Source organism: Rheinheimera sp. UJ51 (assembly GCF_020819615.1).
GTDB classification, from domain to species: Bacteria; Pseudomonadota; Gammaproteobacteria; order Enterobacterales; family Alteromonadaceae; genus Alishewanella; species Alishewanella maricola.
In genome coordinates, this window is sequence record NZ_JAJHOG010000002.1 from 85664 (window position 1) to 106016 (window position 20353).

Annotated in this window: 16 protein-coding genes; 10 read left to right on the forward strand and 6 right to left on the reverse strand. The window is 49.2% G+C overall.

The window, feature by feature from the left end:
• The first annotated feature begins 6 nt into the window (after nucleotides 1–6).
• Together LMJ53_RS02505 and LMJ53_RS02510 are read left to right on the forward strand one after the other, a co-directional pair.
• Nucleotides 7–2445: a TIM-barrel domain-containing protein gene (locus LMJ53_RS02505; protein WP_229584652.1), complete on the forward strand. Its 2439-nt coding sequence runs from the start codon at nucleotides 7–9 to the stop codon at nucleotides 2443–2445.
• A gap of 66 nt (nucleotides 2446–2511) precedes the next feature.
• Nucleotides 2512–4374: a glycoside hydrolase family 13 protein gene (locus LMJ53_RS02510; protein ID WP_229584653.1), complete on the forward strand. Its 1863-nt coding sequence runs from the start codon at nucleotides 2512–2514 to the stop codon at nucleotides 4372–4374.
• Nucleotides 4375–4416: 42 nt separating this feature from the next.
• Here LMJ53_RS02510 and LMJ53_RS02515 read toward each other — a convergent pair whose 3' ends face one another.
• Together LMJ53_RS02515 and LMJ53_RS02520 are read right to left on the reverse strand one after the other, a co-directional pair.
• Entirely contained in the window at nucleotides 4417–5217 is an 801-nt protein-coding gene (locus tag LMJ53_RS02515; RefSeq protein WP_226750472.1) for a sulfite exporter TauE/SafE family protein, read from the reverse strand.
• Between the two features lie 51 nt (nucleotides 5218–5268).
• Entirely contained in the window at nucleotides 5269–6273 is a 1005-nt protein-coding gene (locus LMJ53_RS02520) for a TDT family transporter (protein WP_229584654.1), read from the reverse strand.
• Nucleotides 6274–6369: 96 nt separating this feature from the next.
• Between LMJ53_RS02520 and LMJ53_RS02525 the strand changes: the two genes are divergently transcribed.
• From LMJ53_RS02525 to LMJ53_RS02535, 3 genes are all read left to right on the forward strand, one after another.
• Nucleotides 6370–7227 carry a LysR substrate-binding domain-containing protein gene (locus tag LMJ53_RS02525; protein ID WP_229584655.1) on the forward strand — a complete coding sequence of 286 codons (858 nt, stop codon included), beginning with the start codon at nucleotides 6370–6372 and terminating at the stop codon, nucleotides 7225–7227.
• A gap of 171 nt (nucleotides 7228–7398) precedes the next feature.
• On the forward strand, nucleotides 7399–8895 hold the full coding sequence (locus tag LMJ53_RS02530; protein WP_229584656.1) for an MFS transporter: 1497 nt from the start codon (nucleotides 7399–7401) through the stop codon (nucleotides 8893–8895).
• A 3-nt stretch (nucleotides 8896–8898) separates the two neighbouring features.
• The gene (locus LMJ53_RS02535) at nucleotides 8899–10614 is read left to right on the forward strand and encodes an alpha-amylase family glycosyl hydrolase (protein ID WP_229584657.1); all 1716 of its coding nucleotides are present in this window, start codon (nucleotides 8899–8901) and stop codon (nucleotides 10612–10614) included.
• A gap of 300 nt (nucleotides 10615–10914) precedes the next feature.
• Here LMJ53_RS02535 and LMJ53_RS02540 read toward each other — a convergent pair whose 3' ends face one another.
• Nucleotides 10915–11409 (reverse strand): MarR family winged helix-turn-helix transcriptional regulator, encoded by a 495-nt coding sequence (locus LMJ53_RS02540; RefSeq protein ID WP_229584658.1) that lies wholly within the window; start codon nucleotides 11407–11409, stop codon nucleotides 10915–10917.
• 86 nt (nucleotides 11410–11495) lie between these two features.
• Here LMJ53_RS02540 and LMJ53_RS02545 point away from each other — a divergent pair, with 86 nt between their 5' ends.
• The 3 genes from LMJ53_RS02545 to dauA all read left to right on the forward strand — a co-directional run bounded on the left by LMJ53_RS02545 (nucleotide 11496) and on the right by dauA (nucleotide 14963).
• Nucleotides 11496–12497, forward strand: coding sequence for a catalase family peroxidase (locus LMJ53_RS02545; RefSeq protein ID WP_229584659.1), 1002 nt, complete (start codon nucleotides 11496–11498; stop codon nucleotides 12495–12497).
• The gene (locus tag LMJ53_RS02550; RefSeq protein ID WP_229584660.1) at nucleotides 12490–13023 is read left to right on the forward strand and encodes a cytochrome b; all 534 of its coding nucleotides are present in this window, start codon (nucleotides 12490–12492) and stop codon (nucleotides 13021–13023) included. The genes LMJ53_RS02545 and LMJ53_RS02550 overlap by 8 nt, the downstream gene beginning before the upstream one ends.
• Nucleotides 13024–13202: 179 nt before the next feature.
• Nucleotides 13203–14963 (forward strand): C4-dicarboxylic acid transporter DauA, encoded by a 1761-nt coding sequence (dauA, locus tag LMJ53_RS02555; RefSeq protein WP_229584661.1) that lies wholly within the window; start codon nucleotides 13203–13205, stop codon nucleotides 14961–14963.
• Here dauA and LMJ53_RS02560 read toward each other — a convergent pair.
• Nucleotides 14936–15967, reverse strand: a complete 1032-nt coding sequence (locus tag LMJ53_RS02560) for a LacI family DNA-binding transcriptional regulator (protein ID WP_229584662.1) — start codon at nucleotides 15965–15967, stop codon at nucleotides 14936–14938. The two genes, dauA and LMJ53_RS02560, sit on opposite strands and share 28 nt — an antisense overlap.
• Before the next feature lie 213 nt (nucleotides 15968–16180).
• Between LMJ53_RS02560 and LMJ53_RS02565 the strand changes: the two genes are divergently transcribed.
• Complete coding sequence (locus tag LMJ53_RS02565) at nucleotides 16181–17365, forward strand: multidrug effflux MFS transporter (protein WP_229584663.1); 1185 nt, start codon at nucleotides 16181–16183, stop codon at nucleotides 17363–17365.
• Here LMJ53_RS02565 and LMJ53_RS02570 read toward each other — a convergent pair.
• Complete coding sequence (locus LMJ53_RS02570) at nucleotides 17362–17514, reverse strand: hypothetical protein (protein ID WP_229584664.1); 153 nt, start codon at nucleotides 17512–17514, stop codon at nucleotides 17362–17364. The genes LMJ53_RS02565 and LMJ53_RS02570 overlap by 4 nt on opposite strands.
• 167 nt (nucleotides 17515–17681) lie before the next feature.
• On the opposite strand from LMJ53_RS02570, the gene pyrC reads away from it, so the two are divergent.
• Nucleotides 17682–18713, forward strand: coding sequence for a dihydroorotase (gene pyrC, locus LMJ53_RS02575; RefSeq protein ID WP_226750459.1), 1032 nt, complete (start codon nucleotides 17682–17684; stop codon nucleotides 18711–18713).
• Nucleotides 18714–18749: 36 nt separating this feature from the next.
• On the opposite strand, the gene LMJ53_RS02580 is transcribed toward pyrC, so the two are convergent.
• Complete coding sequence (locus LMJ53_RS02580) at nucleotides 18750–20252, reverse strand: YifB family Mg chelatase-like AAA ATPase (protein WP_229584665.1); 1503 nt, start codon at nucleotides 20250–20252, stop codon at nucleotides 18750–18752.
• Nucleotides 20253–20353: the final 101 nt, after the last annotated feature.

Consider the following 20353-nt stretch of genomic DNA (forward strand, 5'->3'; position numbering starts at 1 on the left):
AAAACTATGCAACGTTATTTTCAATGGTTGGTGTGTAGTGCGCTGCTGTTTGCCTCGCTGCTGCTCGGCGCGGCTGAACATTATCAATCGCATCGGGTTAATGATAATCAGCTTATTTTAACCACTGACCGTGGCCAAGTGAGTGTGCGCTTTCAACACGAAGCGGCGGTTGAAGTGTGGTATCAGCCGGAAGGGCGGCAGCAGTTGCCATCACTGATTTTAGCCGATAAAACATCTGCGGTAGCACTGACCTTGCAGCAACAGCCAGAGCAGCTGATCTTGCAAAGCGCCCGCTTGCGGGTCGAAATACAAAAAAGCCCACTGGCATTGCGTTTTTATCAAGGTGAGCGGTTACTGACTGAAGATATCGCGGGTTTGTTGCAACCCGACGCTACAAAAATTGCTTTTAAGTTTCGTTTAACGCCCGAGGAGATGTTATTTGGCGGTGGCCAGCGCGTGCTGGGTATGGATCGCCGTGGCCATAAATTACCGCTGTATAACAAAGCGCATTATGGTTATAGCACCGAATCAAACCAGATGTATTTTAGTTTGGCTGGGGTGATGTCGAGTAAAAACTACATGCTGCTATTTGATAATGGCGCTAGCGGTGAGTTGGATCTGGGCCATAGCCAAGCCGATACCTTGGCTTTTCAAGCCGAAGGTGGCCGTAGTGCTTATATCGTGGTGGCAGGGCAAAATACGCCGGAGCTGATTGCTAACTACACGGCGGCCAGCGGTCAGGCACCGTTACCGGCGCGTTGGACTTTAGGCAATTATGCGTCACGTTTTGGTTATCGTACAGAAGCCGAAGCGCGTGCTGTGGTGCAAAAATTTCGTGATCTAAACTTACCACTAGATGCCATCGTTATCGATTTGTACTGGTTTGGTAAAGACATTCAAGGCCATATGGGCAACTTGGCTTGGGATAAACAGGCGTTTCCTACACCCGAGCAGATGCTGGCTGACTTTGCCGCCGATGGCATTAAAACCATTTTGGTTACTGAGCCATTTATCTTAACCAGTTCCAAGCGTTGGCAGCAAGCCGTTGACGCCGGTGCTATAGCCTTGGGCCCCGATGGCAAGCCAAAAACCTTTGATTTTTATTTTGGCAATACCGGCTTAATTGATGTGTTTAAACCGGAAGCGTCAAGTTGGTTTTGGGGTATTTATCGTGATCTACTGGCGCAAGGGGTCGGTGGTATTTGGGGCGACTTAGGTGAGCCAGAAGTGCACCCAGCGGATACCCTGCATCAGTTACCGGGTATCGGTAGTGTGACGGCCAATGAGGTACACAATGCCTATGGTCAGCGCTGGGCAGAATTAGTGTATCAAGGCTATCGGCAAGATTTCCCTGAGCAGCGGCCTTTTATTATGATGCGTGCCGGGAATCTTGGTTCGCAGCGTTATGGCATGGTGCCTTGGACCGGCGATGTCGACCGCAGCTGGGGTGGGTTAAAGCCACAAGTTGAGCTGGCGCTACAAATGGGCTTATTTGGGTTTGGCTATATCCATTCTGATCTGGGCGGTTTTGCCGGCGGCGAGCAGTTTGATGCGGAGCTGTATATTCGCTGGCTGCAGTACGGTGTGTTTCAGCCAGTTTATCGGCCACATGCGCAAGAACATATTGCGCCAGAGCCGGTATTTCACAGTGATGAGGTGATTGACACCCTGCGCCCTTGGCTAAACTTACGTTATCAACTGCTGCCCTATAACTACACGCTGGCCTATCAACATAGCCAAACGGGGATACCCCTGATGCGACCGTTGTTTTTCCTTGATGAAACTAACCCCTCGTTACGCACTGAAACCAACAGTTACCTGTGGGGCGACGCGTTTTTAGTGGCGCCGGTGACCGAGCCAGGTGTTACGCAGTGGCCAGTGAATGTGCCAACGGGCGTGTGGTTTGACTTTTTTAACGGTGAACGCATTATTGGCGGCGAAGTTGTAAAGCGCCCAGTTAGTCTTGAGACCATTCCGGTGTTAGTGAAAGCGGGTAGTTTTATCCCGATGACGGCACCGATCCAGCGCACCGCAGATTACTCTAGCCAAGCGCTTACCTTACATTATTTCGCAGATGCCAGTGTAAGCTCCGCGCAAGGTCAGCTGTTTGAAGATGACGGCGTAACGCCCGATTCGCTTGCCAAAGGCCAATATGAATTGCTGAACTTTAATGCACAGCACAGCAACGAACAGCTGCTGTTTTCGTTGCAGCGCCAAGGTGGAGATTATCAGGGTAAGCCCGCGCAGCGTGAGTTAACCCTCGTCGTGCATAATCAACGCGGCAAACCAGACAAAATCTATGTCGATGGTCAGTATATTCCGCTGGTGGCACAGCCGCAGCGCTTTGCTAAAAGCCAACAGCTGGCTTGGTACGATAAAGCAGCAAAAAAAGTGTATATCAAACTCACGTGGCAGGCTGAGTTGAGTCAGATTGTCATTAAATAGTCTCAGTACTGATAACTAGCGCCGGTTTTATCTGGCGCTGTTTACTTAAACAGGAGCTTATCTTACATGCGTTTTTTGCTGCTTGCTGTCATTCTGCTTGGTTGTAACTTACCGCTTCACGCCAGCATGCCAACGTTACAACGAGTAGAGCCATTAAATTGGTGGGTGGGCATGCAGTATCCAACGGTTGAACTGCTGTTATACGGCAAAAATATCAGTAGCTTAACACCCGCGTTAACTTACCCTGGGGTCGCGATCAGCAAGATCACGCGCACTGACAATCCCAACTATTTATTTGTGGAGCTCACTATCGCTGCTGAGGCAAAAGCCGGGCAATTGCCGCTGCAACTAAAGCAGGGAGCAAAGGTAGCACTTCGCTATGATTATCCGCTGCTTTCGCGAGCGCAGGGTTCCGCGAAGCGGCAAGGCTTTAATGGCAGTGATGTGATTTATTTACTTACGCCTGATCGTTTTGTCAACGGCGATCCGAGCAATGATACGGTACCCGCCATGCTAGAAGGTGTGGACCGTGCAAAGGATAACGGTCGTCATGGTGGCGATATCGCGGGTATGCAAGCGGCACTGCCGTACCTTGCAACCTTGGGTATTACGGCGGTGTGGCCCACACCCTTAACCGAAAATAACCAACCGGCGTATTCTTATCACGGTTACTCGGCCACTGATCTATACCAAGTTGACCCGCGCTTTGGCAGTAATGCGCAATTTCGTGACTTTGTCGCCGCTGCAAATCGCCGTGGCATTAAAGTGATTCAGGATATTATTGTTAATCATATCGGTAGCAAGCATTGGTGGCTGACCGATTTACCCGCGCAAGACTGGCTTAATTTTCCAAGCGGTGATGCAAAGGGGCGCTTTGTGCCAACCAACCACAACCGCAGTACCATTCAAGACCCCTATGCCGCCGCAGGTGATCGCCAATTATTTACCGATGGTTGGTTTGTCGACAGTATGCCTGATCTGAATCAACGGCAACCACAATTAGCCACTTACCTGATTCAAAACAGTATTTGGTGGGTGGAATATGCCGGTTTATCAGGCATTCGTGAAGATACCTATTCCTATGCCGACAAAGCCTTTTTAAGCGAATGGGGCCGGCGCATTATGCAGGAATACCCGCACTTTAATATCGTGGGCGAAGAGTGGAGCCCTAATCCGTTGATCGTGTCGTACTGGCAGGCCGGTAAACAAAATAAAGACGATTATGTCTCGCATACGCCGGCCATGTTGGATTTTCCGCTCTACGATGCCTTATTAAATGCCTTAGTGGAGCAAGAGAGCTGGAACAGTGGTTGGATCAGGCTGTATGAAATGCTCAGTAATGATCATGTGTATGCCGATCCCTTTAACTTGGTGATTTTTGAAGGTAATCATGACACAGCGCGGTTATTTTCAGTGCTTAATGAAGATATGGACCTATATCGAATGGCACTGAGTTATCTGGTAACGATGCGCGGTATCCCGCAACTGTTTTATGGTACAGAATTAGCGATGACTAGCCCTCAGCAGCGTGACGATGGCAAAGTACGCGCTGACTTTCCCGGCGGCTGGCCCGGTGATCAGGTAAATGCCTTTACCGGTAAAGGTTTAAACACAACGCAGCGTCAGGCGCAGCAGTTAGTGAAAACGTTGCTGAATTGGCGCAAAACTGCGAGTGCGGTACATAACGGTAAATTAAAACATTTCGCGCCGGATCGCGGCACTTATACTTATTTTCGCTACAATGAGCAGCAGACGGTGATGGTGGTGCTGAATAAGCAACACGAGGCAGTGACACTGGATTTAGCGCGTTTTCGTGAAGTGCTAGCGACAGATAAAGCCGCTACCAATGTGCTGACCGGTAACGTCGTGAGTTTGCAACAGCCACTAAGTATCCCTGCGCGCGGGAGTATTATCTTAGATATAAGATAAGGCGCTGAAAAACGGCTATTTATATACCCAGCTATAGATAGCCTATAGAACGTACCAGAGCATTTTTAAGCTGAGTAAGATCAACAAAATAGCGAAGATTTTTCGCAAGGTGTTCACGGGTAATTTGTGCGCCAGTTTTGCGCCAATGCGAGCAGTAAAAAAACTGGCTGCAGAGATTAAAACAACGCCAGGTAAATACACTAAACCCACAGTGTAGGGTAAATCCAGCTGTGGTTGGGCGTTCAGTAAATAACCAGAGGCACCGGCTAACGAGATAGGTAAACCAATCGCGGCTGAGGTGCCAATAGCATACTTTAATGTGATGTTGCGCCAACTTAAATAGGGTACGGTGAGGGTGCCACCGCCAATGGATACCAAGGCTGAAATAGCGCCGACACCCGTACCTACTGCCGCTAACTCCAATTTTCTGGGGTTTCTACTTTCAGCCACGATGGCTTTTTTCGGCCGCAGCATTTTTATCCCAATGTAGCTCATAAAAATGGCAAAAAATACCGCAAGGGCATAACCACTTATCCTTGCTGCGACAAAGGTGGCGGCAAAAGAGCCGATAATTAGCCAAGGGGCCATCACTTTTACGATTGGCCAAAGTACACCGCCTTTGGCGTGATGCACGCGCAGGCTCGAAAGCGACGTCATCATAATAGATGTCATAGAGGTACCAAGGGCCAAGTGCACCACGTAATCGGGTGAGATCCCTTGTGCGACAAAAATACTGGTGAGCATAGGCACCATAATGCCGCCGCCGCCAATACCGAGTAAACCAGCCATAAAGCCAGCAAACACTCCCAAGGATACAAAAGCCAGTATCCATTCAATTGCCATGTATTAAGCCTTATTTAGGTTAGAGGTTGCGAACCGATCTGTTTTTATTCATTAATTTTTGCTGCTAGCAGATTCAACCAGTCTTTGTGTTTGCTTGGCTAGTGTATCTGGCCGCAGCGCCGCACTTTGTTGCCAGAGATAACCGGCAAAGCGAAAACTGACATATAAGGTTACCAGAGTTGCGATAACTAATTCTAGATAAGCGAGCTGCTGCAGTAATGCTGCGCTTTCAGGCTGTTGCCATAGCGCAAATTGTTCGCTGGCTTTAAACAGCGCCGTTGCGCCAATCACTAAAGGAAAGGTAAAAGCAGCAAAGCCGGGCGAAAACGGTAACCTTAATAAATATAGCATGGCCACATAAATAATGCTGGTCATCACCAGTGCCAATATCAGTAAGCTGAGCACTAACATGGGGTGTGCTGGGCTGGATAAACTGAGATAGCCGGTTAAGCATAAACTGGCCGGAGCCGCTAAAACCGCCAAACTCGGCCTTGCCGCTAACGGGACGCTACCGGCGAACAGCAAACGAATGATCACTAAAGGCAGTAATACGGCATAGCAGAGCAGCCCAAACCAAAAAATACCCTGTATGACATTTTCTGAAACGGCTGCAGGGCAGGTTACCACGGCAGTGACAATACCAATAGGCGGCACAAACCAACCGGGTAACAGCTGATTAAACTGTAAAGTGCCTACACGGTGCCAGATAAACGCCACCAGTAACCATAAATGCAGCACCACAGCAACGGACCAAAGCCAACGCCCCGCACTATTTGGTAGCGCGGTGGCGATCACCATTAACGCCATGGCTGACGCCGGTAGCACCGCACCGAGTATCGGGTTCGCTAAATCTTGGCGTAGCAGCGCCGGTTGACGGATAAACTTAAACAGTAACAAACTAAGGCATACCAAGGCGAACAATGCCGCTGCGGTTTGCAGCGCGCCTTGTAATTGCAATGCTTTATCCCAGCACCAGCCTAAACTGGCTATGCCTAATGCTAACGCGGCCAAGGGGGTTGGAATGGCGCGAGTGAGATCAGTGCGATCGTTTGACATGTCATGGTTCCAATTTACAGAATGACGCTAGGATAGCGCTCACTTTTGCTTTAGCATATCTGAACGTTTTTAACCTAGCGTTAGGATAAACCGAACATGATTGCTATTCGAAAGCTGCAGGTATTTAGTTGTATTGCTCGGTTGGGGAATTTAAGCAGTGCGGCGAGCGCACTGTATTTAAGTAAGGCGGCGGTTTCGCAGGCCTTAAGTGAATTAGAAGTGCAACTGGGTGCGCCGCTGTTTGATCGGGTACACCCGCGTTTAAAACTCAATGAACAAGGGCGCTTATTACAGCCGTTAGCCGATGAAATTTTGGCGCGGGTGTCAGACATTGAATACTTATTTCAACATAACACGCCACAAGGCCAACTGAGCTTAGGAGCCAGCCAAACCATTGGTAATTATTTATTACCCCGCTTATTGAGCCAATTAGCGCCAGGGCAATTTAAAGTCAGTATCGATAATACCTATACGCTGTGTCAACAAGTGCTGCAGTTTGAACTTGATTTAGCGCTGATCGAAGGAGATAACCCTTTCCCAGATTTGATCACCCAACCGTGGCGGCAAGACGAAATGTATATTATTGCCAAAGCCGACCATCCGCTCGCCGGAACAACAGTGCACCACTATCACGCCTTACAACAGCAAAGCTGGGTGTTACGCGAAGCGCACTCCGGCAGTCGAGCGCAGTTTGACCGCCATCTTGCCCCACATTTGCCGACGATCACGGCGATTACCGAATTTAACTCGCCAGAGGCGATCATGCAGGCCGTTGAAGCAGGGCTGGGGCTGAGTTTTATTTCTGCTGCTGCGGCCGCCGATCGTTTGCACTATGGTCGGCTGGCGAAAATTACCTTACCGACGCCTTTTACGCGACAATTGCAATTAGTTTGGCATAAACAAAAGTACCATTCGGTGTTAGCACGGCAATTTATCGCACTGTGTCAGCCTTGAATAACGGATGGGTTGGCTTGCACACTTTTGGCGCATTGAATACGTATTCATCTTGTAGTCGCAAACAAATGGCGGTATCAATCAGGCTGACAGGTTTTCTACCCACTTTGGCGGCTGTGGCCAACCGAGTGGGTAACAATAATAACAACCGTGACGATAGAGAACATACTTATGCAAACTAAGCCGAACCTCAGCTTTTGGCAGATCTGGAACATGTGTTTTGGATTTTTCGGTATCCAATTCGGTTTTGCCTTACAAAATGGCAATGTTAGCCGAATTTTCCAGACGTTGGGCGCAGATATGGATCAAATTCCTATTCTGTGGATTGCCGCACCGTTAACGGGCTTGTTGGTACAACCGATTATCGGCCATTTCAGTGATAAAACGTGGACTAAATTAGGTCGGCGTCGGCCCTTTTTTTTATACGGTGCACTGGCCACCACCGCGGCATTGTTTTTTATGCCAAATTCACCAAGCTTGTGGATTGCTGCAGGGATGTTGTGGCTATTAGATGCGGCCATCAATGTCACGATGGAACCGTTTCGCGCTTTTGTCGGCGACAACCTCAATAAACAGCAGCGCCCCACCGGCTTTGCCATGCAATCGTTCTTTATCGGTGTCGGTGCCGTGGTGGCGTCGGCGCTGCCATGGATGATGAGCAATTGGTTTGGTGTGTCGAATACGGCAGCAGAGGGGCTGATCCCTGACTCGGTGGTGTTTTCGTTCTATGCCGGTGGTGCCGTGTTATTTCTTTCGGTTGGCTGGACCATTATTTCCTCAAAAGAATATAGCCCTGAGCAATTAGCTGCCTTCGATGCGGCTGAACAAGCGGCTCAGCCGGTCGCTGAGCGTGCAACGCCTGCCGCAAACTACTGGCGCAGCGGCGCAGTGGCCGTGGTGGTGGGTGTGGCAGCAATGATTGCTGTCGCTTCTGCGCAGTTAGATAAGCAACTGTATTTACTGGGCGCACTTATCGCCAGCTTTGGGGTATTACAGTGGCTGGCGAGCTGGTTTAAGCAACAGCAAAATCGCAATATGCTGGTACAACTGGTCGATGATTTATTTACTATGCCAAGCACCATGCGGCAATTGGCGATAGTGCAGTTTTTCTCATGGTTTCCGTTATTTGCCATGTGGATCTATACCACGGCGGCAGTGACCAGTTATCACTATGGCACCACGGATACCACATCGGTCGCTTATAACGATGGTGCCGATTGGGTTGGTGTGTTATTTGCGGTTTACAACGGTTTTGCGGCAATTGCGGCCTTACTGATCCCGCTGTTAGTTAAAGCCACCAGTACACAAAAGGCACACGCGATTAATTTATGCTGTGGCGCTTTAGGGCTATTCGCCTTTTTCTTTATTAAGGATCCGGCCTTACTCTGGATCCCGATGATTGGTATTGGTATCGCTTGGGCATCCATTTTATCACTTCCTTATGCCATGCTCTCCAACTGCCTGCCAGCCAATAAAATGGGGGTGTATATGGGCATGTTTAATATCTTTATCGTGCTGCCTCAGCTGCTGGCAGCGGCCATTTTGGGAAGTTTGGTTGGCTATTTTTTCCAAGGCCAAGCTATTTATGCGTTGGCGATTGGCGGGGTAAGTTACATTATTGCGGCGCTGTATGTGCTACGTGTGAAAACTGATTTGGTACAGGAGTAACTGATGCTTAAAACGTCCTTAAGTTGTTTGATGTTAGCGCTGGCGCTAAGCGGTTGCAAGCCAGCACCTCAGCAAGCGAGTCACGACAGTGCTGTGCCAGCCGCCACCACGCTAAGCCCAGCAACAGCAGACGCGCCCTGGTGGCAAGATGCGGTGTTCTATCAAATTTGGCCACGCAGTTTTTACGACACCAATGGTGATGGCCATGGCGATTTTAATGGCATGACCGCCAAACTGCCGTATCTACAAGAACTTGGCATCGATGCGATTTGGTTAACGCCCATGTTTGAAGCGCCGTCTTATCATGGTTATGACTTTACCGAGTTTTACCAGGTAGAAAGTGATTACGGCTCGATGGCCGAGTTTGAAACCTTTATTCAAGCGGCCGATGAAAAAGGCATGAAGGTGATTCTCGATTTGGTGATTAACCATATCTCGCGTGAGCATGAATGGTTCCGGTTATCGGCTGAAGGTGTTGCGCCTTATCGTGATTACTTTGTCTGGCGTAAAGACTTACCCGCCAAAGGTGAAGGCTGGGGCTATGCCTGGGATCAGTCGGATAAACCCGAAGCCGTGTGGCATTTCGACGCGCGCCGGGGTGAATATTACTATGCGGCCTTTGGTGCAACGCAGCCTGATTTAAATTTGCAGCACCCCGATGTGGTGGCTGAAATGAAAAAAATGGCAAAGTTTTGGTTGGATAAAGGCGTCGCTGGTTTTCGGTTAGATGCAGTGCGCTTTGTGATGGAAACTGGCCCAGCGGGCCAAGCTGACCTGCCAGAAACCATCGATTATTGGCGCGACTTTAATGCTTACGTGAAAAGCGTGAACCCCGAAGCCTACTTAGTGGGTGAGGCCTGGGTTGATATACCGGTGGCCGCCGAATATTGGGGCAATGGCGAGGGCTTAGATCAAGGCTTTGATTTTGAAGTGGGTTATAAAATCTTAGGGCAATTGCTCCCTACAGCCGGTAATGACGCACAATTTGGCACCATCAGTGGTACTCAAAGCGGCGAGTTGCATCCATTACAAGAGAACGTGCAGCGTCGCCAGCAATCTAACGCGCCGTTGGCTTTTTTCTCGCCGTTTTTAACCAATCATGATCAAGAGCGGGTGGCCTATCAGCTGGCATCTGAGCCTAAAATCGTGCAGCAAAAAGCCAAGTTAGCCGCGGCGATGTTATTTAGCTCTCCCGGTACCAAGTACATTTATTACGGCGAAGAAATTGGTTTAACCCAGGCGAATACCGGCCATGACGTTTATAAACGCGCGCCAATGCTTTGGTCAACGCAAACGCAAGGCGGTTTTACGCCAGCGACCCTGAGCTGGGTAGAGCAAGCTGAGTTATTTACCCAACAATTTGAAAATTGGTGGCCGGCGTTTTTACAACAGCAATTAGCACAAGGCGGCAGCACCGTTGCCGAGCAACAAGCGCAGCCTGACTCTGTGTGGCGTTTATATCAGTGGCTCATCGCCCAGAAAAAGCAACGGCCAGAGCTGAAGCTGGCCGGCAGTTATCAGGTCACTGAATTGGCTAATGGTATATTGCAAATAGAGCGCGAGTTAAACAGCAGCAAAACCCGTTTTGTGTTAAATCTTAGTGATTCAGCACAAGATATCAGTTCGCTGTTAAACACCGAGCAAACCGCCAATTGGGCTTTTGATTTGCAAGGCAACATGCTGGCAGCTTATGGCCTGCTGATTTTGCAAACACCCTAACCCGCATTGTCAAACCTGAACAGCCACGGTATCAAAAAGCATACCGTGGTTTTTTGTCACTACCCGCTATGCCACATCGCTGCTGATCTTCGTACTTAACCAACCAACACCGGTCCGACCGCACTCAGACACCGGTCCGACCATACTCCGGTACAGGTAAGACCACACTCAGACACCGGTCCGACCACACTCCGGTACTGGTCCGACCGTACTCAGACACTGGTTTGGCCACACTCCGGTACTGGTATGACCGCACTCAGACACTGGTTTGGCCACACTCCGGTACAGGTATGACCAGACTCAGAGAGCTGGCTCGGTAGTTACATTAAGCCAGTTGCGCATTAACGAAATTAGCTGCTGTTGTTCGTGCGCACTTAAACCGCTGAGCAGCTGCTGTTGTGTCTCGACATGCTTGACCAGCAGTTGCTCGATCACGTTTTTACCGCTTTCCGTTAGGCTTACCACAATACTGCGTTTGTCTGCGGCGTCGGTGTGGCGACTGACAAAGCCTTGTTTTTCTAATGACTGTAAGCGGCTAGTTAATGAGCCTGAGGTAATTAAGGTCTGCCCAAGTAGCTGATTAGGTGTGAGTTGATAGGGCTTACCGCTACGACGTAAGGTGGCCAGCACATCAAAGCCAGCGTCCGTTAAGCCGTAATGCCGAAAATTCGGCGACATGGCGTTGGTTAAACGTTTATGCAAAATTTGCAAACGGCCAATTAGCGCCATGCTGTCGGTATTCAATGTGGGCATTTCACTGGCCCAAGCCTGCTGGATCCGATCGAGTTCGTCCATTATGCGTCGCTATGTTAAATTTATCTTGAGTTCAAGATATCTTTACTTTATCTTGAGTTCAAGATAAATGTTGGGGGCGTGACAAGATGCGAGCTTATTTTATTGTGGCCGCGCTAGTGGGCAGTGTTAGCGCGGCATTTTTATTGGCCGCTAATTTGGGCGCGGGTAATGCACTCAGTGCGCAAGATTTTGTCGATTTACAGCAAGGTTCAACAGTGCATGCCGGTTTTCGCCGTGCGCATGCGAAAGGGTTTTGCGTAGCCGGTGATTTTATTTCTAGCGGTGCGTTAGCGCCGTATTCAAGTGCTGCCGTGTTGCAAGCCGGGCGTTATCCGTTTATTGGTCGATTTTCGATTGCTGGTAATAATCCGCTGGCGCCTGATTTAAAAGCACCGGTACGCAGTTTTGCCATCACCTTGTTGCCCGAAACCGCACAGCAATGGCGCATAGCAATGAACACCCCACCGGTGCTAGCGGTAGGAACACCAGAGAAGTTTTATCTGCAGTTGCAAGCCATTCAAAGTAATAGTGTGCCGCAATTTTTTGCCGAGCATCCAGAGAGTCAGGCTTTTGTAAAATGGCGTTCAACCTATCAAGCCAGCAGTAGCTTTGCTAGTGAACGCTATCACAGTATTAACGCCTTTTATTTGCAGAATGCGGTTGGTCAGCAGCAAGCCGTGAAATGGGCTGCAGTGCCGATGTTAACGTCGACAATCAGCAGTGAGTTAGATGAAACAGATGCTGATGCCCTGCAAAAAGAATTTTTTGCGCGCTTAAATGCGGGCATGGTGAGCTTTGACTGGCAATTTACCCTTGGCACGGCCGCGGATGATGAAAATAACGCGACGGTATTATGGCCTGACAGTAATGTACAAATAAGTGCGGGAATACTGCAGATCCATCAGGCGATAGAGCAGTTAGACGGGAATTGTAATGCGCTTAATTTTGACCCCTTAGTGTTACCTCGTGGTGTTGCGCCAACCGCCGATCCGATTTTACGTGCGCGCGCTGCTGCTTATGCCGAGTCACATCGGCGCCGAGCGCGTGAAGTATTAGTGCAATCAGTGGTAGGGGAACAGCATGAATAATCCGACAACGTACTCGTTAGCTATGCGCTTGATGCACTGGCTGATGGCGGCTTTAGTATTGTCTTTATTGCTGGCTGGTTTAACGATGGTTAGTGCATTAGGGGCTTGGCAACAGCAATTGCTAAGTGCGCATAAGATGGCTGGGTTATTAGCTGCTTGTGCCGTGCTGCTGCGCATTTATCTGCGGTTGACTTCGCAGGTTCCGGCTTTACCCAGTTCGCTGCCGTTATGGCAAAAGTGGGCCGCGAAACTCACCCATTTTGCTTTTTATTTGTTGTTGGTGTTAATGCCGCTGTCGGGTTATTTAATGCAAAATGCTGCTGGATTGCCGGTGGTGCTGTTCGGTGTCAGTTTGCCGATGCTGCTAGCAACTGATTTAGCCAATTATGGCTTATTACGTGAGCTGCATGGCTGGGCCAGTGTGCTACTGATGCTGTTAATTATTCTGCATATCAGCGCAGCATTGCAGCATGGTTTCATTAAACGTGATGGGGTACTGGCGAGCATGCTAAAAAAAACACCATAAAGCCATCGCGACTCAATGCGTTTCATTGAATCTAAACGCTGTTTTCGAACAGCGCTTTTGCGTTAAGCGGCAGTTAAAAGGGCTTATTACTATGCTATCTGAGACTAAAAGTGCATAGGTTTAGCAAAATAGTCGCGCTATAGTGATGTATTGTTTAGGCCAGATCAGCGGAGTCTGTTTTGTCTCATCGCGCCCATTTGTTTTCTTTACGTCTTGGTCATGCGCTACGCGAGAGTTTGGCTGAAGGTTACACGCGGCAAAAATTATTCAAAGATCTGTTAGCCGGCGTTACCGTGGGCATTATTGCCATTCCACTGGCTATGGCGTTGGCGATTGCATCGGGTGTGCCGCCGCAATACGGCCTGTATACGGCTATTATCGCCGGTTTTGTGATAGCGCTAACCGGTGGCTCGCGTTACAGCATTTCGGGGCCCACCGCCGCCTTTGTGGTGATCCTATATCCCATTGCCGTAAAGTACGGTTTAAGCGGGCTATTAATCGCCTCTGTGCTATCTGGCTTGTTGCTGGTCGCTATGGCTTTACTGCGCTTGGGCCGTTTAATTGAATATATCCCTGAGTCAGTCACCTTAGGTTTTACCTCGGGTATTGCTATTGTGATTGTCATTTTGCAGGTCAAAGACTTTTTGGGGTTACCGTTAGCCGCTTTGCCCGAGCATTTTGGCGATAAAATTTTTGTTTTAGCACAAGCATTACCCCAAACCGCTTGGCCTAGCTTGCTGGTGGCGGTAGTGACCTTAGCCGTTATGCTTGGTTGGCGCCGACTTCACACCCCCATTCCACCGCATTTACCGGCATTGTTTATCGGCACCCTGCTAGGGTTGTTATTGCTGCAATTCGGCGCAGATGTACCCACTATCGCCTCGCGGTTTACTTATATAGCAGAAGATGGTGCTATCGCTGCCGGCGTGCCGTCGTATTTACCTTATTTTGATTGGCCTTGGGATCGGCCTGGACCTGAGGGTGTAGCGCTGAGTTTTAGTTGGCAATTGGCAAAAGATCTGCTGGCCGCAGCCTTTGCCATTGCTATGCTTGGCGCGATTGAGTCGTTATTGTGTGCGGTGGTATTGGATAACAGTAGTGGCCAACGCCATAGTGCAAATAGCGAATTAATGGGGCAAGGTATCGGTAATATTATTACACCTTTTTTCGGGGGTATTACCGCGACAGCGGCGCTGGCTCGCTCGGCCGCGAACTTTAATGCTGGCGCGCAATCTCCCATCTCTGCGATGATCCATGCGCTGGTGGTATTACTGGCTTTATTATTGTTAACCCCTGTGCTGGCTTATATGCCCATGGCGGCTTTAGCCGCGTTATTGGTGATGGTGGCGTGGGGCATGAGTGAAGCCCCCAAGGCACTGCATTTATTAAAAACTGCGCCGCGCAGTGATGTTTGGGTTTTCTTGGTGTGTCTGTCGCTAACCGTTATTTTTGATATGGTGCTGGCTATTACCACGGGCATCCTGTTAGCAACAATCTTGTTTATGAAAGATATCGCCGCCATGACCAAGGTCACGGACATCTCGGCAAGTCGTAAGCATATTGGTCAACCGTTACCCGCGGGTTGGAAAGTCTTAAAAATTAGTGGCCCACTGTTTTTTGCCGCCGCCGATCGTATTTTTGCAGAAATTGCGCTGTTAGCTGAAAAGCAGCGTGGTTTAGTGTTGTATATGGATGGCGTTACGCTATTAGATGCCGGTGGCTTGGCGGCTTTAGAAAAACTGCGACACAGTTGTCAGACTAACGGCATTGAGTTGATTATTGCCGACTTGCAATTTCAGCCATTAAAAACCTTAGCGAAAGCGGGGATAGTGGCAGAACCCGGTCGGCTGACCTTTTATGCCACCTTACGTGAAGCGCTAGAGGCATTGCCGCCATCTGTTGAGCGGGCAACTCAAACCGACGTGGCACCGCAAGATTGACGGATCACCAGCTTAGGTTCAATCAGGTTATCGGTGATCGGTTGGTTGGTAATCAGGTTCATCAGGTTATTGACGAGCATTTCTCCGGCTTTGCTGGTGTCTTGCTGGATCGTACTTAAACCGGGCGAGGCAAAAGAGGCGGCAGGGATATCATCAAAGCCCATCACGGCAATTTGTTCCGGAACGCGAATGCCGTTGCGTTTTAAGCAGCGGATCACACCAATGGCGATTAAATCGCTCGCGCAAAAAATGGCATCGACCGGCTGACCACTTTTTAACAGTTGCTCGGTGGCGAGATCGCCGGCGCTTTCGGTGGAGATCGCATCATGGTGCGGCACATCCGCAGCGTTAATGCCAGCACTGACTAACGCCTCAATAAAACCTTGATAACGAGCACTAAACTCTGGGCTGCCTTCAGAGGCGTTACCAATAAAGGCAAAGTTACGATGGCCGGTGGAAATTAAATGCGCGCCGGCTAATTTGCCGCCCTGCCAATTGTTACTGCGAATAGTAAATTCCGGATGGCCCAATACTTCGGCACCCCAGCAAACAAAGTGGGTTTCTTGCGCTAACAGCTTGGCTAATTTTTCTTCGTAATCTACATAGTCGCCGTAACCAAGCAAAATAATGCCATCGGCTTTTTTACTGTCTTCATAATCGGCATGCCAGTCGTTACTAAGTTGCTGAAACGACACGAGCAGATCTTGGCCGCGCTTGGCACAGGCACGGGTGATGCTACCCAGCATTGACAGAAAAAACGGATTAATCAGGGATTCATCGGTGGTAGGATCTTCAAATAACAGCAACGCGAGCGTGCTACTGCGTTGTTTACGCAGGTTGCTGGCGTTTTTATCGACCTTATAATTAAGCTGGCGGGCAATCGCTTGCACCTTTTCGCGCGTTTCCTGATTCACTTGCGGGCTATTGCGTAATGCCCGAGAAACGGTAGATTGCGACACTCCAGCTAAATAGGCGATATCAAAAGACGTAGCTTTTTCTTTCATGCGTTACTCGATGCGGTTACCGTCAAAACACTGCAGCGTGTCAGATTCAACAAACCCTCATCATCATAGAGCTTATTGGCAGAAGATTCAACGCAGTCTAAACCTGTCAACAATACGGTATTTTAGGTGAATAAGCGCTTGTACTTACGAAAAAACCTGCTAGTCAGCATCGGGTTGAAACGGTACTATGCAGCTCCTCTGGAGGTACCTCAAATGAAAGCGCCAACCCCTTCGCTGTGGCTGATTATGCTACTCGCGTCCGTAATTGCTATTACCCCTTTAGCAATCGACATGTATTTGCCCGCTATGCAAACCATGATGACCGATCTCAACACCTCTATGGCCTTGGTGCAGCAATCGCTCAGTATCTATCTGGCTGCTTATGCCTTAGGCATGCTGCTGTTTGGGCCCTTAGCCGACATGCTGGGGCGTCGCCCTTTAGCGCTAGCGGGGCTTTGTGGGTTTTTATTGAGTAGTATCATGCTCAGTATTGTTAGCAGTATCGAAAGCTTTTTAGTTTGGCGCGCTGCTCAAGCCTTTTGTGGTGCGGCCGCAACCGTGGTGATCCCTGGCATCGTGCGGCATTTGTATCAGCACAATACCGCTAAAGGTATGTCTTATGTATCTATGATTATGATGCTGGCGCCATTGATTGCCCCAGCGCTGGGCAGTGGCATTATGGTGTTGGCGAACTGGCAAGTTATTTTTGCTGTGTTAGCCGGTTATGCTTTGTTATTGGTGGGTTTAAGTTGGCGTTTTCTGCCTGAGATCACACGGCCAGACGATGTGGTAAAACCCGCCTTTGTTAGTGGTTATCGGCAAGTTTTTGCTAATAAAGCAGCATGGCCAGATATTGCGACTTCGATGTTTGCCTCTTTTAGCTTTTTTACGTTTTTAACGGCCGTATCCTTTATTTATATCAGTTACTTTGGCGTGAGTGAGCAGCTATTCGCGGTGTTATTTGCGCTTAATGTGTCGGCGTTAATGCTTGCCAACTTTATTAACAGCCGCTTGGTTACCCGGCAAGGGCCGCAGCGCATGTTAGGCGTCGGCTTAGTGTTAGCTTTGTGCTGCGCGTCACTACTAAGCTTGTTTAATTATCTGGGTTTAGGGCTGTGGTACACGGTGCTGAGTATTGCGCCGTTAATGGCCAGTTTAGGGCTGATGGCTACTAATGCCGATGCGATGATTTTAATGAAGTTTCCCGAGCATAGCGGCACCGCCACTGCGGTGATTGGTACGTTGCGTTTTGGCATAGGCGCACTGGCAGGGCCTTTATTAGGGGTATTTTACAACGGTACGGCATTGCCATTTTCATTGTTGATGCTGGCGGGGACGATTTGTATCTTAGTGGCGCAATTAACGCGTTTTTATCAATTGCGCCCACAGGGAGCTTAAATTTTACAAGCACCGCCACTGCATTCGTCATCGTCATCGCCAAATAATGGCTCGTTTTCGGCAGCGGCTACGGCGGCTTGAGTGGCTGCGACAGAGTCTTCGGCGGCTGCGAAATCTAAATGATCTAAATCGAAATCAAATTCTGACATGGTGGGCTCCTTCATTTGCTAAAAAATAGTGTAGCAGAGCCGACGCAGTGACTAAAGCGATGCTTGAGAAAAGTCGCAGTGCGGCTTGAAAAACCACCTGGGTAATTTCTTCATTTCTGCTTCCCTGCTATCATAAAGCACTTTTGACATCCTGCCGGAGCATTCTAATGACCACTTTAACCATTCAAACCCCTGATGATTGGCATCTGCATTTTCGCGACGGTGATATGCTGTTAGAAACTGTTCCGGCCACGGCTCGGGTCTTTCGTCGCGCTATTGTTATGCCTAACTTAGTACCGCCCGTGACCACCGCAGCGCAAGCCATGGCTTATCGCGAGCGTATTCTCGCGGCACGGCCAGCGGGCAGTGAATTTCAACCTTTAGTTACATTGTATTTAACCGATAAAACCAGCAAGCAAGATATTATTGAAGCGAAAGCGGCGGGCGTGGTGGCGGCTAAATTATATCCGGCTGGAGCAACAACCAACTCTACCTCGGGTGTAGCAGCACTTGACGCGCTTTATCCGGTGTTTGAAGCCATGGCCGAAGTGGGCATGTTGCTGTTGATCCACGGTGAGGTGACTGATCACGATATTGATATTTTCGACCGTGAAAAAGTGTTTATTGACCGCTATTTGCAGCATATCGTTACACGTTTACCACAATTAAAGGTGGTGTTTGAGCATATTACCACGGCTGATGCCGCAACCTTTGTAGCGGAAGCTTCTGCAAATGTGGCCGCAACCATCACACCACAACATTTATTGTTAAACCGCAACGATTTATTAGTAGGTGGCGTGCGACCGCATAATTATTGCTTACCGGTTTTAAAGCGTCGTACCCATCAAGAAGCCTTGCGCGCCGCGGTGGCGAGTGGCTCGAGTAAGTTTTTCCTGGGTACAGACTCTGCGCCGCATGAAAAGCATCGCAAAGAGTCAGCTTGTGGCTGTGCCGGTTGTTACAGTGCTCACAGCGCCATTGAGTTGTATGCGCAAGTGTTTGATGAATTGGGTTGCTTAGACAAGCTAGAAGGTTTTGCCAGCCATTATGGCGCAGACTTTTACGGTTTACCGCGCAATAGCGGTAGCATCACTTTACAAAAACAACAGTGGCAGGTACCGACCGAAATAACCTTGGCGAATGGCCAGCCAATAGTGCCATTTTTTGCCGGTGAAATGCTGCATTGGCGTTTAGTTTAAACCGCTAATAGCTTCATAGTGTTTTAACCTATCGGGCTACTGTTTTAGATATTGGATCAGTCTTTCCAGTGCCCGATAGCTGATTGCCTCTAACAAATGTGGTCGGCTAATTTGTGGGCTTTGTTGTAAGTCGGCAATGGTCCTTGCCACCTTAAGTAGCTTATGAAAGCTACGTGCTGACAACTTTAAGCGCTGTAATGTCTCTTCTAAAAACTGACTATCTACGTCGCTAAGCCGACAATGCTGCATTAATTCGCAGCCTTGTAGTCGCGCATTCGCTTTGCCTTGACGGGTTAGTTGAATATTTCTGGCCGCAATCACTCGCTGCCGTACTTGCTCACTGCTTTCTTCAGCGTGTTGGCTACTGAGCGTGCCGGCGGGCAGCAGCGGTACTTCAATTTGTAATTCGATTCGCTCTAAAAAAGGCCCAGATAAACGGTTCAGGTACCGTAATACTTGTTCATGGCTACTGCGACCATCTTCGTGATGGCCGGTGGGGCTGGGGTTTAAAGCACTGACTAATTGAAATTGCGCTGGAAATTCCGCTTGGCGTGCAGCGCGGGAAACATGAATATGCGCGGTTTCTAGGGGTTCGCGTAATACATCTAGCACTTTGCGCGGAAATTCAGTTAGCTCGTCCAAAAACAACACGCCATGATGCGCTAAAGAAATCTCGCCAGGTCGCGGTACTGAGCCGCCGCCCACTAAAGCCACGGCTGAGGCGGTATGATGCGGCGCGCGATAGGGCCGTTGTAGCCAGCTTTGTTGGTCACGCGGTTGACCGGCAATAGAATAAAGCGCCGCGGTGGCCAGCGCTTCTTGTTCGGTGAGTGGCGGTAAAATACTGGCGAGGCGCTGCGCCAACATCGATTTTCCGGTGCCAGCAGGGCCAAACATCAATAAGTTATGCTCACCTGCCGCGGCAATTTCTAGCACACGTTTAGCTTGGGACTGACCTTTAACATCGGCCATATCAGCTTGCGTTTTAAGTGGTGGTGGCGGCAGTGGCGGAATGGCGGGCAGCGGTTGTTGTGCTAATAAAAAACTATGTACTTGCAATAGGTGCTCAGCGCCATGAATTTGTGCATCAGGTATTAAACAAGCTTGTTGAGCATTGGCCATGGGTAACACGGCGGCACGGCCAGCATCACGACAAGCGATGGCTAACGGGATCTCGCCCAGCACCGGTCTGATCTCACCCGAAAGGGCTAATTCACCACAAAACTCATAGTTTGCGGTGCAGTTTTCAGGCAATTGCGCCGAGGCGACAATAATGCCCAGCGCAATAGCCAAATCAAAACGGCCACCTTCTTTGGGTAAGTCGGCAGGGGCTAAATTAACGGTAATGCGTTTATCCGGAAAGTTGAAGCCGCTGTTAATTAACGCGCTACGAACCCGATCTTTGGCTTCTTTCACCGAGGTTTCGGGTAAACCCACTAACTGAAACGCCGGTAAACCGTTACTGAGATGAACCTCGACCGTTACCAACGGTGCGGCTAAGGCATAACGTGCCCGACTATAAATAATGGCCAGTGACATAATGCACCCAGAGCAAGCAGACATAAAATAAGTTTATTTAATTGTAAATTATTTGCAAGCAAGGTGTGCAAAAAGAAAAATATTCATGGCTTGTAATCATC

Coding starts and splice junctions, on each gene's coding strand:
- LMJ53_RS02550 (WP_229584660.1), top strand. CDS start 12,490: ATGAATAATCCGACAACGTACTCGTTAGCTATGCGCTTGATGCACTGG.
- LMJ53_RS02570 (WP_229584664.1), bottom strand. CDS start 17,514: ATGTCAGAATTTGATTTCGATTTAGATCATTTAGATTTCGCAGCCGCC.
- LMJ53_RS02520 (WP_229584654.1), bottom strand. CDS start 6,273: ATGTCAAACGATCGCACTGATCTCACTCGCGCCATTCCAACCCCCTTG.
- LMJ53_RS02515 (WP_226750472.1), bottom strand. CDS start 5,217: ATGGCAATTGAATGGATACTGGCTTTTGTATCCTTGGGAGTGTTTGCT.
- LMJ53_RS02535 (WP_229584657.1), top strand. CDS start 8,899: ATGCTTAAAACGTCCTTAAGTTGTTTGATGTTAGCGCTGGCGCTAAGC.
- LMJ53_RS02510 (WP_229584653.1), top strand. CDS start 2,512: ATGCGTTTTTTGCTGCTTGCTGTCATTCTGCTTGGTTGTAACTTACCG.
- LMJ53_RS02530 (WP_229584656.1), top strand. CDS start 7,399: ATGCAAACTAAGCCGAACCTCAGCTTTTGGCAGATCTGGAACATGTGT.
- pyrC (WP_226750459.1), top strand. CDS start 17,682: ATGACCACTTTAACCATTCAAACCCCTGATGATTGGCATCTGCATTTT.
- LMJ53_RS02505 (WP_229584652.1), top strand. CDS start 7: ATGCAACGTTATTTTCAATGGTTGGTGTGTAGTGCGCTGCTGTTTGCC.
- LMJ53_RS02545 (WP_229584659.1), top strand. CDS start 11,496: ATGCGAGCTTATTTTATTGTGGCCGCGCTAGTGGGCAGTGTTAGCGCG.
- LMJ53_RS02565 (WP_229584663.1), top strand. CDS start 16,181: ATGAAAGCGCCAACCCCTTCGCTGTGGCTGATTATGCTACTCGCGTCC.
- LMJ53_RS02540 (WP_229584658.1), bottom strand. CDS start 11,409: ATGGACGAACTCGATCGGATCCAGCAGGCTTGGGCCAGTGAAATGCCC.
- LMJ53_RS02560 (WP_229584662.1), bottom strand. CDS start 15,967: ATGAAAGAAAAAGCTACGTCTTTTGATATCGCCTATTTAGCTGGAGTG.
- LMJ53_RS02525 (WP_229584655.1), top strand. CDS start 6,370: ATGATTGCTATTCGAAAGCTGCAGGTATTTAGTTGTATTGCTCGGTTG.
- LMJ53_RS02580 (WP_229584665.1), bottom strand. CDS start 20,252: ATGTCACTGGCCATTATTTATAGTCGGGCACGTTATGCCTTAGCCGCA.